Annotated in this window: 16 protein-coding genes; 14 read left to right on the forward strand and 2 right to left on the reverse strand. The window is 70.8% G+C overall.

Annotated elements, in window-relative coordinates; all coding sequences use genetic code 11:
• Positions 1-9: 9 nt before the first annotated feature.
• Entirely contained in the window at positions 10-1,173 is a 1,164-nt protein-coding gene (locus tag AB0B45_RS10380; protein ID WP_358128108.1) for an ROK family transcriptional regulator, read from the reverse strand.
• 113 nt (positions 1,174-1,286) lie between these two features.
• On the opposite strand from AB0B45_RS10380, the gene AB0B45_RS10385 reads away from it, so the two are divergent.
• From AB0B45_RS10385 to AB0B45_RS10425, 9 genes are all read left to right on the forward strand, one after another.
• Positions 1,287-2,375: a substrate-binding domain-containing protein gene (locus AB0B45_RS10385; protein WP_358128110.1), complete on the forward strand. Its 1,089-nt coding sequence runs from the start codon at positions 1,287-1,289 to the stop codon at positions 2,373-2,375.
• On the forward strand, positions 2,376-3,095 hold the full coding sequence (locus AB0B45_RS10390) for an ATP-binding cassette domain-containing protein (protein ID WP_358128112.1): 720 nt from the start codon (positions 2,376-2,378) through the stop codon (positions 3,093-3,095).
• Positions 3,092-4,270: a sugar ABC transporter permease gene (locus AB0B45_RS10395; RefSeq protein ID WP_358128113.1), complete on the forward strand. Its 1,179-nt coding sequence runs from the start codon at positions 3,092-3,094 to the stop codon at positions 4,268-4,270. Before AB0B45_RS10390 ends, AB0B45_RS10395 begins: the two co-directional genes overlap by 4 nt.
• Positions 4,267-5,208 (forward strand): ROK family protein, encoded by a 942-nt coding sequence (locus AB0B45_RS10400; RefSeq protein ID WP_358128115.1) that lies wholly within the window; start codon positions 4,267-4,269, stop codon positions 5,206-5,208. The genes AB0B45_RS10395 and AB0B45_RS10400 overlap by 4 nt, the downstream gene beginning before the upstream one ends.
• Positions 5,209-5,338: 130 nt before the next feature.
• The gene (locus AB0B45_RS10405) at positions 5,339-5,788 is read left to right on the forward strand and encodes a hypothetical protein (protein ID WP_358128116.1); all 450 of its coding nucleotides are present in this window, start codon (positions 5,339-5,341) and stop codon (positions 5,786-5,788) included.
• 10 nt (positions 5,789-5,798) lie between these two features.
• The gene (locus tag AB0B45_RS10410; RefSeq protein ID WP_358128117.1) at positions 5,799-6,395 is read left to right on the forward strand and encodes a cell wall protein; all 597 of its coding nucleotides are present in this window, start codon (positions 5,799-5,801) and stop codon (positions 6,393-6,395) included.
• Between the two features lie 9 nt (positions 6,396-6,404).
• On the forward strand, positions 6,405-7,181 hold the full coding sequence (locus AB0B45_RS10415) for a MauE/DoxX family redox-associated membrane protein (protein ID WP_358128119.1): 777 nt from the start codon (positions 6,405-6,407) through the stop codon (positions 7,179-7,181).
• A 178-nt stretch (positions 7,182-7,359) separates the two neighbouring features.
• Complete coding sequence (locus tag AB0B45_RS10420; RefSeq protein ID WP_358128121.1) at positions 7,360-8,886, forward strand: carboxylesterase family protein; 1,527 nt, start codon at positions 7,360-7,362, stop codon at positions 8,884-8,886.
• A gap of 259 nt (positions 8,887-9,145) precedes the next feature.
• Positions 9,146-10,456: a hypothetical protein gene (locus AB0B45_RS10425; RefSeq protein WP_358128123.1), complete on the forward strand. Its 1,311-nt coding sequence runs from the start codon at positions 9,146-9,148 to the stop codon at positions 10,454-10,456.
• A 145-nt stretch (positions 10,457-10,601) separates the two neighbouring features.
• Here AB0B45_RS10425 and AB0B45_RS10430 read toward each other — a convergent pair whose 3' ends face one another.
• Entirely contained in the window at positions 10,602-11,174 is a 573-nt protein-coding gene (locus AB0B45_RS10430) for a TetR/AcrR family transcriptional regulator (protein ID WP_358128124.1), read from the reverse strand.
• Positions 11,175-11,253: 79 nt separating this feature from the next.
• Here AB0B45_RS10430 and AB0B45_RS10435 point away from each other — a divergent pair, with 79 nt between their 5' ends.
• The 5 genes from AB0B45_RS10435 to AB0B45_RS10455 all read left to right on the forward strand — a co-directional run bounded on the left by AB0B45_RS10435 (position 11,254) and on the right by AB0B45_RS10455 (position 15,473).
• Positions 11,254-11,553: an antibiotic biosynthesis monooxygenase family protein gene (locus AB0B45_RS10435; RefSeq protein WP_358128126.1), complete on the forward strand. Its 300-nt coding sequence runs from the start codon at positions 11,254-11,256 to the stop codon at positions 11,551-11,553.
• Complete coding sequence (locus AB0B45_RS10440) at positions 11,550-13,229, forward strand: CDGSH iron-sulfur domain-containing protein (RefSeq protein WP_358128128.1); 1,680 nt, start codon at positions 11,550-11,552, stop codon at positions 13,227-13,229. Before AB0B45_RS10435 ends, AB0B45_RS10440 begins: the two co-directional genes overlap by 4 nt.
• 110 nt (positions 13,230-13,339) lie before the next feature.
• The gene (locus tag AB0B45_RS10445; protein WP_358128130.1) at positions 13,340-13,825 is read left to right on the forward strand and encodes a helix-turn-helix domain-containing protein; all 486 of its coding nucleotides are present in this window, start codon (positions 13,340-13,342) and stop codon (positions 13,823-13,825) included.
• A gap of 14 nt (positions 13,826-13,839) precedes the next feature.
• Positions 13,840-14,676 carry a class I SAM-dependent methyltransferase gene (locus tag AB0B45_RS10450; RefSeq protein WP_358128132.1) on the forward strand — a complete coding sequence of 279 codons (837 nt, stop codon included), beginning with the start codon at positions 13,840-13,842 and terminating at the stop codon, positions 14,674-14,676.
• Between the two features lie 212 nt (positions 14,677-14,888).
• Positions 14,889-15,473: a helix-turn-helix domain-containing protein gene (locus AB0B45_RS10455; protein WP_358128133.1), complete on the forward strand. Its 585-nt coding sequence runs from the start codon at positions 14,889-14,891 to the stop codon at positions 15,471-15,473.
• Positions 15,474-15,489: the final 16 nt, after the last annotated feature.

Raw genomic sequence — 15,489 nt, forward strand, 5'->3', positions numbered from 1 at the left:
AGTTCGTCCTCAGCCGCGCCGGGCCTCGAAGATCAGATCCCAGGCCCTGTGGCGCGCGCGGGCGACGGCGCCGAGCAGGACGCCGCTGTCGCCCAGCGTGCTCGCCACGACCTGGGGGCGCAGCGGTCCCAGCTCGCCGATCCGCCGCTCGATGCCCCTCCCGAGCAGCTCGAGGTTGCGCCCGACGCCGCCGGTGAGCACGATGATCTCGGGGTCGAGGATCGCGGCCACGGTGACGACCAGCCCGCCGATGCGCCGTCCCTCCGCCTCGACCACCTCGCGCGCCACCGCGTCGCCGCGCGCCGCCGCGGCGAAGATCTCCTTGGCGGTCTCCATCCGGAGCCCCGCGACCCGCGCGGCCCGCACCACGCCGGGCGCGGACGCCACCGACTCGGTCGAGCCGTGTTCGAACGCCTCGCGGTCGGAGCCGACATCCTCAGGAACGGGCAGGTAGGACACCTCTCCCGCAGCGCCGCGCGCCCCGACGTACAGCTCGCCGTTGACCACGATGCCCATGCCCACGCCGGTGCCGATCGAGACCAGCGCGAAGTTCGCCTTCCCCTTGCCCATGCCGTAGGCGTGCTCGCCCACCGTGGCCAGGTTGATGTCGTTCTCGATGACCGGGTCGAGCTCCAGCGCCGCCCTGATCCGCGCGACCAGGTCCGCGCCCGGCAGGTTCGGCGCGAACTCCAGCCGCCCGCCCACCGGGTCGTAGACGCCTGGGCTGCCGACGACGACGCAGGCGACCTGCGGCCAGCGCACCTCGGCGTCGTCGGCGGCGGCCAGCGCCAGCTCGCGGACCTGCAGCGCCAGGTCGGCGGTGCTCCTGGCCAGGTTGCGCCCATCGCGCCTGCCGACGAAGGAGCCGCGCAGGTCGGCGAGGGCCACCCTGATCCAGTCGCGTCCGATGTCGACGCCCGCGACGTAGGCCGACCTCGCGTTCATGTCGTACAGGGAGGTCACCGGCCCCGGCCTGCCCGACACCTCGCCGACCAGATGGACCAGTCCGTCCTCCTCCAGGCCCGCCAGCGCCGCCGACACCGTGGGCTTGGACAGGCCGGTCACCTTGGCCAGGTCCGCGCGGGAGGCGGGTCCGTGATCGTGCAGCCGGTCGAGCAGCCTGCGCTCGTTCATCACCCGCAGCAGCCGGGGGTTACCCAGATCGCGCCGCAATTCCGGCCCTCCTCTTCAGTGATCTCCAACGAAAGGCTAGCCAACTCCCATGGTAGTAAATAACCTTTCTTACTAGGGAGACACCTCGGGGGACACCGAGAGGATGATGACCAATGCAACGATCATGGCGAGCGATCCCCGTCGCGGCGGTCCTGCTGGCCGCCGCCTGTGGCGCGAATACCGGCAGCGGTGACGCCGCGGCCGCACCGAAGACCGAGGAAGCCGCGACCATCGCGCTCTTCCTCCCCGAATCGAAGACCACCAGGTACGAAGCCTTCGACCGGCCGCTGTTCGAGGCCAAGGTCAAGGAGCTCTGTGCCACCTGCAAGATCCTTTACAGCAACGCCGACCAGGACGCGGCCAAACAGCAGCAGCAGGTCGAGGCCGCGCTCACCCAGGGCGCCGACGTGCTCGTCCTCGACGCGGTCGACGCCGCCGCGGTGGCCCCGCTGGTGAACCAGGCCAAGCAGAAGAAGGTGCCGGTGATCGCCTACGACCGGCTGATCTCCGGTATCGGCTACGACTACTTCGTCTCCTTCAACAACGTCAGGGTCGGCGAGATGCAGGGCCAGGCGCTGCTCGACGCGCTCACGGCCAAGGGGACGGCAAACAAGGGCGAGATCGTGATGATCCACGGCGCGACCACCGACCCGAGCTCGGCCGACTACAAGAAGGGGGCGCACAACGTCCTCGACGGCAAGGTCAAGGTGGGCCGCGAGTTCGACACCCCCGACTGGAGCCCTGACAAGGCCCAGCAGGAGATGGAGCAGGCGATCACCGCCCTCGGCCGGGACAAGATCGTGGGCGTGCTGTCGGCCAACGACGGCATGGCCGGCGGCGCCATCGCGGCGATGAAGCGCGCGGGCTACACCGAGCTCCCGCCGATCACCGGACAGGACGCCGAGCTGGCCGCGGTCCAGCGCATCCTCACCGGCGAGCAGTACATGACCATCTACCTGAACATCAGGGCGGAGGCGGAGAAGTCCGCCGAGTTGGCCGTCGCGCTCACCAAGGGCCAGGGGCCCGCGGCGCCGGCCAAGGTGAACAACGGCACCGCCGACATCCCGGCCTTCCTCCTCGACCCGATCGCCGTCACCAAGGACAAGATCAAGGACACGATCGTGAAGGACGGCTTCTACAAGGTCGGGGAGATCTGCACGGCAGAGGTCAAGGACGCCTGCGCGAAGGCGGGACTCCAGTAGATGCTCACCGTCACCGGTATCTCCAAGGCCTACGGCGCGGTCCAGGCGCTCGACGGGGTGCACCTCGACCTGCGCCCGGGCGAGGTCGTCGCGCTCATGGGCGACAACGGGGCGGGCAAGTCCACGCTGGTCAAGGCCATCGCCGGGGTCGTCACCCCGGACGCGGGCACGATCACCGTGGACGGCCGCCCGGTCCGCGTCGCCACCCCGCGCGTCGCCCAGGCGCTCGGCGTGTCGACCGTGTACCAGGACCTCGCGCTCTGCGAGAACCTCGACGTGGTCGCCAACCTGTTCCTCGGCGCCGAGCGGCGCCGCTGGTCGGTGCTCAGCCACCTGAAGATGGAACGCACCGCGCGCGACCTGCTGACCTCGCTCGACGTGCGGATCAAGGACATCAGGGTGCAGGTCGCCGCGCTCTCGGGCGGCCAGCGGCAGTCGGTGGCGATCGCCAGGGCGCTGGTCGGCGAGCCGCGCCTGGTCATCCTGGACGAACCGACCGCCGCGCTCGGCGTGGAGCAGACCGCGCAGGTGCTGTCCCTGATCAGACGGCTGAGGGAGCGGGGGCTCGCGGTCCTGGTCATCTCGCACAACCTGGCCGACGTGTGCGCGGTGAGCGACCGGGTGGTGGTGCTGCGGCTCGGCCGCAACGCCGGCGAGTTCGTCACGGCCGAGGCCACACAGGAAGACATCGTCGCCGCGATCACGGGAGCCTCCTCATGAGCACCGACACGCTCGCCCGCAAGCCGTTCGCCCCCGGCGGGCTGCTGCGCAGGGGCGATCTCGGAGCCTGGCCCGTGGTGGGCGGGCTGCTCGCGATCGCCATCGTCTTCGGGACGCTCAACGAGCACTTCCTGTCGGCGGAGAACCTCACCAACCTGGCGCTGCAGCTCGCGGCCACGGGGACGATCTCACTCGGCATCATCATGGTGCTGCTGCTCGGCGAGATCGACCTGTCGGCCGGCTCGGTCAGCGGCCTGTGCGCCGTCGTGATGACGATCCTGTACGTCAAGCAGGGCTGGAACCCGATGGCGGCCATCGCGGTGGCGCTGGGGGCGGCGCTCGCGATCGGGCTGCTCCACGGGCTCATGCACACCAAGCTCAGGATGCCCTCGTTCGTGGTGACGCTGGCGGGGCTGATCGGCTGGCAGGGCCTGCTGCTGTACCTGCTCGGCAGGGGCGGCACGATCAATCTGCCGTTCGACGGGTTCGTCTCCCGGCTGAGCGACACCTGGCTGCCGCCGTGGCTGGCCTGGACGCTGGTGGCGGTGCTGGTCGGCGGCTACGCGGCCGCCGGTCTGATCGCCAGGCGCGCCCGCATGGCGGCCGCGCTGCCTGCCGCGCCGCTCCCATGGACGGTGGTGAAGATCGCCGGGCTGGCCGTGGCGCTCGCGGCGGCGGTCGCGGTGCTGTCCGCCGATCGCGGCGTGCCGCTGCTGCTCGTCATCTTCGGCGCCCTGGTCGTCGCGCTCGACCTGGTGCTCAGGCACACGGTGTTCGGCCGGTGGATGTACGCCGTGGGCGGCAACGCCGAGGCGGCCAGGCGGGCGGGCATCAACGTGACGCGCATCAGGGTGCTGGCGTTCGTGCTCGCCTCGGTGCTGGCCGGGTTCGGCGGCATCCTGGCGGCGAGCAGGCTGTCGGCGGTCAACCAGGCCTCGGGCGGTAGCGACATCCTGCTGATGGCGATCGCGGCGGCGGTGATCGGCGGGACGTCGCTGTTCGGAGGGCGCGGCCGGCCGTACGCGGCCCTGCTCGGCATCCTGGTCATCCAGTCGATCACCAACGGGATGCTGCTGCTGAACGTGGACTCCTCGGTGCGGTTCATGGTGACGGCGGGGGTGCTGGCCCTGGCGGTGGCGATCGACTCCATGGCGCGCAGGGGCAACGCCCGGTGACCCGCGTGCTCGGCATCGACGTGGGCGGAACCAAGGTCGCCATCGGCCTGTCCGACTCCGACGGCCCGGAGCTCACCGAGCGGGTCCGCCTGGAGATCGACGCGCTGAACGGCTCGCCACTCGGCGCCCATCTGCTGGAACACGTGCTCGCGACCGCGCGGGACCTCGCCGGGTCCCCCATCGCGGTGGGGTTCTCGACGTGCGGGGTGATCAGGGACGGCCGCGTACGGCTCGCGCCCAACGTGCCGGGCTGGGACGGGCTGGAGCTGCCCAGGCTGCTGGGCCACGCGTACGGCGGGACACCGGTGGCGATCGACAACGACGTCAACGCGGCCGCCGCGGCCGAGTTGCGGTGGGGCGCGCTGCGCGGCGTCTCCACGGGCGTCTACCTGAATCTGGGCACCGGGCTGGCGGCGGCGCTGGTGGTCGGCGGGCGGGTCGTCGCGGGCGCGCACGGCGCGGCCGGCGAGATCGGCTACCAGCTGGTGGTCCCGGGCGAGCCGGCCTTCGCCCAGGGACGCGCGCCCCTGGAGGAACGCGTCTCCGGCGGGGCGCTGGCCAGCAGGGGTTCGGCCGAGCTCGGCCGCCCCGTCACCGCGGCCGGTCTGTTCGGGCTGGCCGGCATCGGGACGCCCGACCGCGACGCCGAGCCGTTCGGGCGGCTCGACGCCGCCGAGCTGGTGGAGGAGATGCTCGCCACGCTCGCCATGAGCGTGGCCAACCTCTGCGTCGCCCTCGACCCTGAACGCCTGGTGGTCGGCGGCGGCATGATGGGCGCGGCCGACCTCATCCTGCCCCGCCTGGAGGCCGAGCTGCGCCGGGTGGTGCCCTTCCCGCCCGAGGTCAGGCCGGCCGGGTTCGCCGACGACGCCCCGCTGCTCGGCGCCCTCGCCCTGGCCCGCGCCGCGGCGGAGGCACCTCCCGTGCGAGGAGGATGATCCCGGCGGGCCGGATTTGGGCATTGACGAAACTTCCTTACATGGTACTCATAGATCAAGTCGGAAAGTTTCATTACCAGCTGCACCTTCATCGGGGGACCGCCAGAAGCCCACCCTTAGGAGGACGCGCATGGCGCGCAGCAAGCCCACCGACCCGCCCATCGACTTACTCGGCCCCGTTCTCGGGGAAGTCTCGTGGTTCTGCTGCGGGACGGCCTGGGGCCCGTGCAGCACGACCGGCAGAGGAGCCTGCGGTACCTGCAACTCGGGCAGCATGCAGCACGCATGGCCCAACACCTCCGACGCCTGCTGGGCGATCACCCGCCCGGACAGGTGCGGAGACTCCCTCTCCCGGCGGACCTGCGGCTTCCGCCACAAGACCACGGCGCTGTGCAGCGGCGCCAGCGTCGTCACCGCCATCGCCGACTGCGGCCCGCAGACGGACCTGTTCTGCGGCGAGCGCAGCTGCTGCGGCTCGACCTGCGCCAGCAACCGCCTGATCGACCTCACCCCGGCGGCCTACAGCAAGATCGCCAGCCTCTCCACCGGGCTGCGTCCGTGCGAGATCTCGACCGCCTGAGGGGCTGAGGATGACCACCAGAAGGCAGATGCTCAAGTCAGCCGTGCTCGGGGGCGGCGCCGGCGTCGTCGCCGCGACCGCGCTGGGATCGCTCGGCGCCGAGGCGGCCTTCGGCGCCACGGCGCCACAGGCCGAGCCAGGAGCCCCCGACCCCGACTTCGCCGAGGGCCGGATCCGTTCCATCAAGGACAACGTCCTTCTCGTCATGGGCTCGAACCTGGTGTTCCACAACATCAGGGTCGTCGACGGCACGAGCCTCTGGAAGCTCGGCCCGGTCGGCTTCGACCAGGCCAAGCCCGGTGACGGGCTCTACGCCAGAGGCGTGCGCATGCCGGACGGGGTGCTCGCCGCCGAGTCGGTGTGGCTCAACATCGTCAACATCAAGGGCCACGTCCAGAACATCACCAGCGAGAAGATCCACCTCGACCACAACGGCAAGGAGGTCCTCTGCCACGTCGTGCCCGGTAGGTCGGTCGCCATCCACTCGGACGCGCCGCCCACCGCGGACCTCTCCATGCTGCGCGTCGGTCAGCACGTGCAGATCCTGGGCGCCTGGCGGCCGGACACCAACGAGGTCGACATCGCCACCGTCTTCTCCCCTCACTAGGAGCGACACATGCAAGGGATCGCCGCGCTGCAGCCGTACGTGATCGCCGCCTTCCTCGTGTGGGCGGCCCTGCTGAAACTCCTGGACCGGCGGATGCGATCGCAGGCCGGGCAGACCGCCCTGGCCCGGCTGGTCGGCTCGGCGCGCGCGATCCCGACGCTCCGGCTCGTCGGCCTGGTGGAACTGGTCGTGGCGGCGGCACTGCTGGCGCCGCCTGCCTTACCCGTGGAGGGTACGGCCGCCGCCGCGCTCTCCACCGGATTCCTCGCCTACCTCACCTACTCCTCCCTGGCCACACCCACGTCCTCCTGCGGCTGCCTCGGCGCGCACTCCCAGCCCGTGAACTGGCGCGCCTTCACCCGCGCGGGCCTGCTGCTCGCCATGAGCGTCACCGCCGTCTGGGCGACGCCGCTCCGGCCCGACACCCCGCTCGTCCTCCTGGGAGCGGCGGAAGCCGTCGTCCTTCTCGGCCTGTCGCCCGAGCTGGACCGCCACTGGCTGCGGCCCCTGCGCCAACTCCTCGTACGGCTGCGCAAGCCGCTGGCCGTACCGTCTCCGCGGGAGGTCCCGCTGGAGGCCTCGCTGCGCCTGCTCTACCTCAGCCCCGCGTACTGCACGGCCTCCGCGCACCTGACCTCGGACGTCCAGGACGTGTGGGACGAGGACGTCCATCGGTTCGCGAGCTACGCGGCAGGCGACCGGACGGCGATCTTCGCCATCCCGCTCTCCGGCGACGACCCCACGGCCGTCCGCGTCGCCCTCGTCGAGGAACCCGCACTCGCCTGAGACCCCGGCGGCGCCAGGCGGGGCATGACTCCGTCGGCGCGTCGCGGCGCCCCACGCCCACGTCGGCGCAGACCCGGCATGGGGCACCGCGCGCGCCCGCAGGACCGGGATTCTCGTCCTGGGTCATCGTGGATCGATGGACCTTCTGACCTGAGGGCGGATCCAGCAGCGTGGAGGCATGCGAATCCTTCTTGCGACACTCGCGGCCGCCGGCCTGCTCACGGGCCACGTCACGGAGCGGCGGCCACCGGATCCCGCGGTCGTCAGGACCGACACGGGAGCCGTGCGCGGCGTGGTGACCGGCCAGCACCGGCTCTTCCAGGGGATCCCCTACGCCACCGCGGGCCGGTGGGAGAGCCCCAGACCCGCGAAGAGCTGGACCGGTGTCAAGGACGCGACCAAGCCGGGCGCCATGTGCCCCCAGGTCGGCTCCGTCTACGCCCCGATCTCCAGCACGAACGAGGACTGCCTGGTCCTCAACGTCACCACCCCGAGCGAGCCGGGCGGCAAGCGCCCGGTCATGGTGTGGATCCACGGCGACGGCGCGGTTGGCGCGGGCCACTTCTCCGACGCGCGCAAGCTCGCCTCCCGCGGCGTGGTGGTCGTGACGATCAACTACCGCCTCGGCGTGTTCAGCGGGTTCGGCTACCCGGGCCTGAAGAACTCCGGCACGTACGGCCTGCAGGACCAGCAGGAGGCGCTGCGCTGGGTGAAGCGCAACGCGCGGGCCTTCGGCGGTGACCCGTCGAACGTCACCGCGTTCGGCGTCTCCTTCGGCGCTCTGGCCATCGGCGGCCATCTCACCTCCCCCGGCGCGGAGGGGTTGTTCCAGCGAGTCGCCATGCAGAGCGGCGAGACGATGATGGACATGCCGGCCGGCAGCATGGTCCCCGGCCTGCCGGCCGCCCCGACGTTCGCCTGGCGCAGCGCCAAGGACGCCGAGGCGGTGGGCCAGGTGTACGCCGAGAAACTCGGCTGCGCCGACCTGGCATGCCTGCGCGCGCTTCCGGTGAAGAAGATCCTCGAGGTGCCGCAGATCATGAACGCCTTCCAGGTGTACGCCTACGGCAACCGGGTGCTGCCCGAACTGCCCTCGAAGGCGATCCGCGAGGGCCGCTTCCACCGGCTGCCCGTGCTGGCGGGCGCCACGCGCGACGAGCACCGGATCTTCGTCGGGATGTCCTACGACGTGGCAGGCAAGCCGGTCACCGCCGAGCAGTACGGCACGCTGATCAAGGAAGCGTTCGGCGACGACGCGGGACGGGTCATGCGCGAGTATCCGCTCTCCTCCTACGCCTCTCCCAGCCTGGCGTGGGCGGCCGTGATGACGGACCGGCTCTGGGCGCGGGGGACGCACGAGCAGAACACGCTGCTGGCCAGACACGCTCCCGTCTACGGCTATGAGTTCGCCGACCGTAAGGCGCCGATGTTCCTGCCGCTGGAGGCGGACTTCGACTGGGGCGCCTTCCACGCCGGCGACCTGCCGTACCTCTTCCCTGAGAAGAAGGCGCTGCTGAGCCCCGCCCAGCAGAAGCTGTCGGAGCAGATGATCGGCTACTGGACGAACTTCGCCCGTACCGGCTCGCCCAACGGACCCGGGCTGCCCGCGTGGCGGCGGCTCGGCCGAGGCACGCAGTCGCTCGCACCGGGCGCGATCCGGCCGATCGACTACGCCGCCGAACACCGGCTGGGCTTCTGGAAGTAGCGCGGGAGCCGGGTGAGGGCCGGGTGCCCAGGGCGTCGACCTGGGCACCCAATTCCTCGCCTCCAGCGGGCTCGCGGGCGCCGCGTGCCGCGGCGCCTTCGAGGCCTGACGGCCGCTTCGGCGGCGCCGTACGGCCCTCGGGTGATGATGGACCGATGCAAGTGGGAGCGCTCCCATCTTCCTCTGTCAATCGGGCATCCCCTCGATTAATGTGATTGCCGCAAGCCCAGTTGATCTTCGTTGTGAGGTGAGGAAGTCAGTGTTAAGGACATTCGCGGCGGGTGCGGTGGCACTCGCTCTCGCGACCGCGGGACTCGGGGCGGGCACCGCGTCAGCGGCCGCCGCCCCTGTGTACTACCTCGACAGCGTCAGCGGCAACGACGCGGCCGCGGGCACCTCCCAGACCACCGCATGGAAGACCCTGGCCAAGGCCTCCGCCGCGGTGCTGCCCCCCGGAGCCAAGCTGCTGCTGCGGCGGGGCGGCTCCTGGTCGGGGCAGCTGTCCATCACGGAGTCGGGCGACTCGACCACCCCGATCGTCGTCGACGCCTACGGCACCGGCGCCAGGCCGATCGTCAAGGGCGACTCCGAGGCGTGCGTCCACCTCCAGGGCAGCTACCTCGAGGTCTACAACCTGCAGATCGGCGTCGACCAGGACGCCGGGCGGTGTTCCTGGGCCGGGGTCAAGGTCACCGGCAACGACAACGTGATCGAGAAGAACTACATCACCGGCGCGGCCGCCGGCGTGTATATCGAGACCTCCGCCAAGTACACCGCGGTGACCGGCAACGACTTCGTGAACAACAACCACATGAGCACGCTCACCCCCCGGGAGCAGGACCCCAACGACGACTCGGGCGCCTTCGCGATCCTGGTGCAGGGCGACGACTCCAACATCGGCTGGAACACCATCAAGGGCTCCATCACCTTCAGCTACGACTACGAGCTGGACGGCGCGGCGGTGGAGATCTTCCTCGGCTCGCGCAACCGCGTCCACCACAACGTCGCGCTGGACAACGACACCTTCACCGAGCTCGGGACCTCCACCAACGAGGACGGCAGCACCAACGACCCCGACGGTACCTCCGGCAACGTCTTCGAGTACAACGCGATCTACGGCTCCAAGGGCAGGGCGGGCCTGATCACCCGCGGGCCGCGGCACGACGACGGCCGCATCGAGGGCAACGGGCCGGTGTTCGGCACGGTCTTCCGCAACAACTCGATCAACCTGCCGAACGCGCAGGCCGAAGGCGTCGTCTGCGACGCGAGCTGCACCAACGAGCACCTGTCGCTGGCGCAGAACGTCGTCGTCGCCGCGAAGAAGAGCGGCTACGCCGACGCGGGTTTCACCGACAACCACCACAACGTCTTCTTCGGCGGCCAGTACCAGATGTCGGCCGGGTCGAACAACGTCCGCAAGGACCCGCTGTTCGACCCCGCCAATCCGCTGCGGCTGCGCGCAGGCAGCCCGGCCATCGGGCTCGGTGTCACCAAGTACAACGACCTCGACCTGGCCGGAGTCACCGTGGGCAAGGACGGCGCCATCGAAGCGGGGGCCTTCGAGTACTGATCCACCGCGTCGAAGGGGAGCCGGCCGCCACCGGCTCCCCTGGGTGACGCGATGATCGTCCATGCGACGCGCGGCCATCGTCCCGGCCCGACCCGGAGAGCGGGCGCGGTTCCTGTGGCCCGTCCCGTGGACGTCCGCGGCCGGTTCAGCGGCCGCCGAGAGCGCGCCAGACGAGGGCCGCGGTCCGCTCCGGCCAGCGAGGCGGCGGAGTGGACTCCGCGAGCGCGCGGCCGTACCAGCTTCCAGTGCACATGGTGACGGCCACCTCCAGGTCGGCGTCGGCGTCGATGAGGCCGCTCTCTCTCGCGGTCTGGAGGACGCCCAGGATCCGGCGGCGTCGCGGGGCGACGACGCGGGCGCGGTATCGGGCCAGCACCTCGGGCTGGGTGGTGTCCTGGAGCATGCTGCCGGCGAGCGAGAGCCGGCCGGGCCGGGAGACGCCGCGCTCGAAGTCGGCCAGTTCGGCGACCAGGGCGGCGTAGGGATCCTCCGGCGTGCTCGCCTGCTCCTCCTCTCCCATGCTCGCCACCGCCGCGGCGGCGAGCTCGGCCTTGCCCGGCCAGCGGCGGTACAGGGCGGGACGGGTGGTGCCCGCCTCCTGCGCGACGGCGGCCAGCGACATCCGCTCGTACCCGTGCGCCGACAGATGCCGCCGGGCGACGGCCAGGATCCGGTCGTCGATGGAGGTGTCCCGCGCTCGCCCGGTCCTTCGTGTCATGATCCAGCCCCTAGTTTCATTACAATGCTGTAATGTAATGAAAGTTCGTCTCGCACCACAGTACTGAAGAGGTTCTATCGTGGTCATCGAGTACATCCGCTATACCGTTCCATCCGACCGGGCAGAGGAGTTCGAGCAGGCGTACAAGGCGGCGTCGAGCGTTCTCGACGACGACCCGCACTGCCTTGCCTACGAGATCGCCCGAGGTGTCGAGGAGCCCGAGCACTACACCGTTCGGATCGAATGGGACTCGGTGGAGGGGCACGAGCAGGGTTTCCGGCGCAGCGCCCGCTTCGGCGAGTTCTTCACCGCGGTGAAGCCCTTCTTCTCGCAGATCGAGGAGATGAAGCACTACACGGCTCTGTTCGGAGCGCGATGAGCACGGCCGCACTGCTGGCACGGGCCCGCCTGCTCAACCGGGATCTGGCGCCCGGCGAGCCGCTGGCCGAGATCGTGGTCCGGCCGCTGGCCGCCGCCGTCGCCGAGAGCGAAGAAGGGCCGGAGCCGGAGGTCACCGAGACCGGCTCGCCCGCGGACCGGCTGTGGGAGCTGGCCAAGGACGCCACGAGGCTTCGTGCCAGGCCCGGAGCTCCGGACGGTCTGATCGAGGCGACGGCCGCGTTACAGCACCTGGCCTGCCTGTTCGCCGAGGACGCCGACTCGATGACGGCCAGGATCGCGGAGCTGGCCGGCATCCAGGGTGATCTGGAGACGCGGATCGACGTCGCGGTCGACGGGCCGTACCTGGTCACCAACGCCACGAAGATCACCAACTGGCTGGGCGAGCCGATCCAGACGTTTCCGCAGATGGCCCTGTGCCGATGCGGCCAGTCCGCCGTCAAGCCGCTGTGCGACGGCAGTCATGCCCGCGTCGGGTTCAAGGGGGAGAAGGATCCCGCCCGGGTGCCCGACCGCCAGGACTCCTACGAGGGCGTGCAGGTCACCGTGCTGGACAACCGCGGCATCTGCGCGCACTCGGGCTTCTGCACGGACCGGCTGCCCACCGTGTTCCGGGTGGCCGAGGAACCGTTCGTGGCGCCCAGCGGCGGCCGGGCGGATGAGATCCTGCGCGCCGTACGGGCCTGCCCGTCCGGCGCTCTCGGCCACGCGGTCGACGGCCGGACGGCCCCCGCCCCCCGACGCGAATCCGCGATCGAGGTGTCCAAGGACGGCCCGTACCGGGTCACCGGCGGCATCCCGCTCGACGGCGACGCCTCCAGGGAGCACTACAGCCTGTGCCGGTGCGGACAATCGCGGAACAAGCCGATCTGCAGCGGCATGCACTGGCACGTCGGCTTCACCGACCCGCCTCTCTCCGAGGAGCCCACGCTCTTCGAGTGGGCCGGCGGGCTGCCCGCGCTGACGCGGATGACACGCATCTTCTACGAGAAGTACGTCCCGCATGACGACCTGCTCGGGCCGCTGTTCGCCAGGATGTCGCCGGACCATCCCCAGCGCGTCGCCGCCTGGCTCGCCGAGACCTTCGGCGGACCCAAGCTCTACACGGAGCAGTACGGCGGCTACGACCACATGGTCGCCGAGCACGCCGGCAAGGCGCTGACCGAACAGTGGCGATCCCGCTGGGCGCAGCTCATCAGCCGGGCCGCCGACGACGCCGGACTGCCCACCGACCCCGAGTTCCGCGCCGCGTTCGCCGCCTACGTCGAATGGGGCTCCAGGATCGCGGTGGAGAACTCCCAGCCCGGCGCGACCCCGCCGCCGCACATGCCGGTACCGCAGTGGTGGTGGGTGTGCGAGGCCAGACCAGGCTCCCGCGTCTCCGCCCTCGCCCCGCCCGTCGAAAGGACAGAGGTGCAGATCCCCGCATCGGACGAGGCCGTCGGCTTCGCCGACCACATCAAGCCGCTGTTCCGCGAGATGGACCGCAGGTCGATGAGCTTCGCCTTCGACCTGTGGTCCCACGAAGACGTCGTACGGCACGCCGACGCCATCCTGGCGCGGCTCCGCAAGGGCAGCATGCCCTGCGACGGCGCCTGGCCCGCCGAGCACGTCGACCTCTTCGCCCGCTGGATCGCCGAAGGAACCTCGCCCTGACCGAGCGCTGATTCCCGTGGCCCGCCGAGCGATCAGGCGAGCATCGCCCGGCGCCGGGCCGTCACATCCTCTCGACGGCGTCGGGGGAGGGCCGTTCACGTGGGCCGTCCGTGAGAAACGGAAGCCCCACGCGGCCCGCCCTCGACGTCGCACCCGACCCGCCCTGGAGCCGTGATCCACACGCACGCTGCGCTCTCTCGCCGAGGGCCCGCAGCCGACGAGCTGACCCTGCCGACGCCGAGGGGCTCGACGCCCTGTCGATGCGCAGGGTGGCGGCCGAGCTGGGCTCGGGCACGACCTCGCTGTACCGCTACATCAAGAACCGCGACGAGCTGCTCGACCTGATGTGGCGCGCGGGCGTGGCGCCGTACATCCGCGAGGTCGTCGCCGGCGGAACCTACCCTCACTTCGCCAGGCAGGTCCTGGAGGCGCGGCACCCGAGCTTCGCCGAGCAGTTCGCCTACGGACCTCGAGCGCGTCCTCGACGGGATCGGCGCGGGCTGAGCACGGGCTCACCCGTTCCATCGTCTCCGCCGTCACATGGCCGGTTGACTGTGCTAGTTATTTCAGTCATAACTGAAATAACTAGCACATAGGAGATCGCCGCGTCATGTCACTGTCCCTCACCTCCGTGCCGACGTTCCCGCCGATCCAGGAAACGCTCTTTCTCACCCTGTACTGCCGGGCCCTCGACAGCCGGCTTCCAGCCTCGATCCTGCGCGACACGATGTCGGACGACCTGGCGCGGCGGCTCGACTACGACTTCACCAGGATCAAGTCCTCGCCCAGCCTCATCTCGGGTACGGCGTTGCGCGCCAGAAAGCTTGACGAGGCGGTCAACGCGTTCTGCGCGGCCCATCCCCACGGAGTGGTGCTCGACCTCGGCTGCGGCCTGGACACCAGGGCCTTCCGCTGCGAGCGGCCCGAGGGCGTCGACTGGTACGACATCGACCTGCCCGACGTCATCGGCCTGCGCGCCAAGGTGATCCCGCACGGCGACCGCATCCACCCGGTCGCCGCCGACCTCGCCGAGCCGGGCTGGCGGGACGCGATTCCAGGCGGCAGACCGGCCATGATCGTGGCCGAGGGGGTGCTGCCCTTCCTGCCCGGCGCGACGTTCCAGGCCATGATTCGTCGTCTGACCGGCCACTTCCCTGAAGGCATGCTCGCGCTGAACGGCTATACGCGCTTCGCCGCCTGGTCGATGCGCTTCCATCCGGCCATGAAGGCGCTCGGGATCCGCGGGGCCGAGGGCTTCGACGACGCGCGGGAACCCGAGGGCTGGGGCGCCGGGCTCACGCTGGCGGGCGAGCAGCTTCTCTCCCGCGCGCCCGAGGTCGCGTCCTTCCCGCAGCCGCTGCGCGCGCTCACCCGGCTGATGGCGCGCAGCGACGCCCTCTCCCGGCAGGGCGCCCGCGTTCTGTGCTACCGCTTCCCCGTGCCCTGATCACGCCGATGACTCACCCCGCAGCATGGCCGCCTGCGACGTCGACGAGCCTTTCGCGTCATCCGCGTCTCTGGGTCATCCGGCGACGCAGGCACTGTCGTCGGGGCTGCCGGGGCCGTCCTGGGTGGTGATCCGCCTGGAGGGCGGTGAAGGGTTCACCGACAAAGCTCGTCTGCTTTGACAAAGTGAATTGTCGGTGCGACCGTAGAGGTATGTTCGACGTCGCAGTGATCGAGGATCCGGCCGCGGCCGAGATCTCGCTGGACCCGATCAGGGCCCGGTTGCTGGCCGAGCTGGCCGAGCCGGGCTCGGCCACCATGCTGGCCGCCAAGGTCGGCCTGCCCCGGCAGAAGGTCAACTACCACCTGCGCACCCTGGAGCAGCACGGCCTGGTCGAGCTGATGGAGGAGCGGCGCAAGGGCAACGCCATCGAGCGCGTCATGCGCGCCACCGCCGCCTCCTACGTTATCTCGCCCGCCGCGCTCGGGGCCGTGCAGCCCGATCCGTCGCGCGCGCCCGACCGGCTGTCGGCCCGCTGGCTGCTGGCCGTCGCCTCCCGGCTGGTGCGCGACGTCGGCGTCCTCATCACCGGCGCGGCCAAGGCCCAGAAGCGCGTGGCGACGTTCGCCATCGACGGGACGGTGCGCTTCTCCTCGGCGGCCGATCGGGCCGCCTTCGCCGAGGAGTTGGCGAACGCGGTCACCACGCTGGTGTCGAAGTACCACGACGAGCAGGCCGAGGGAGGGCGCGAGCACCGCATCGTGGTCGCCGTCCATCCCAGCGTCCCCGAGGAGTGACGAGCGCCTGGACGAC

It is taken from the genome of Nonomuraea sp. NPDC049152 (assembly GCF_040648355.1).
Lineage (GTDB): Bacteria > Actinomycetota > Actinomycetes > Streptosporangiales > Streptosporangiaceae > Nonomuraea.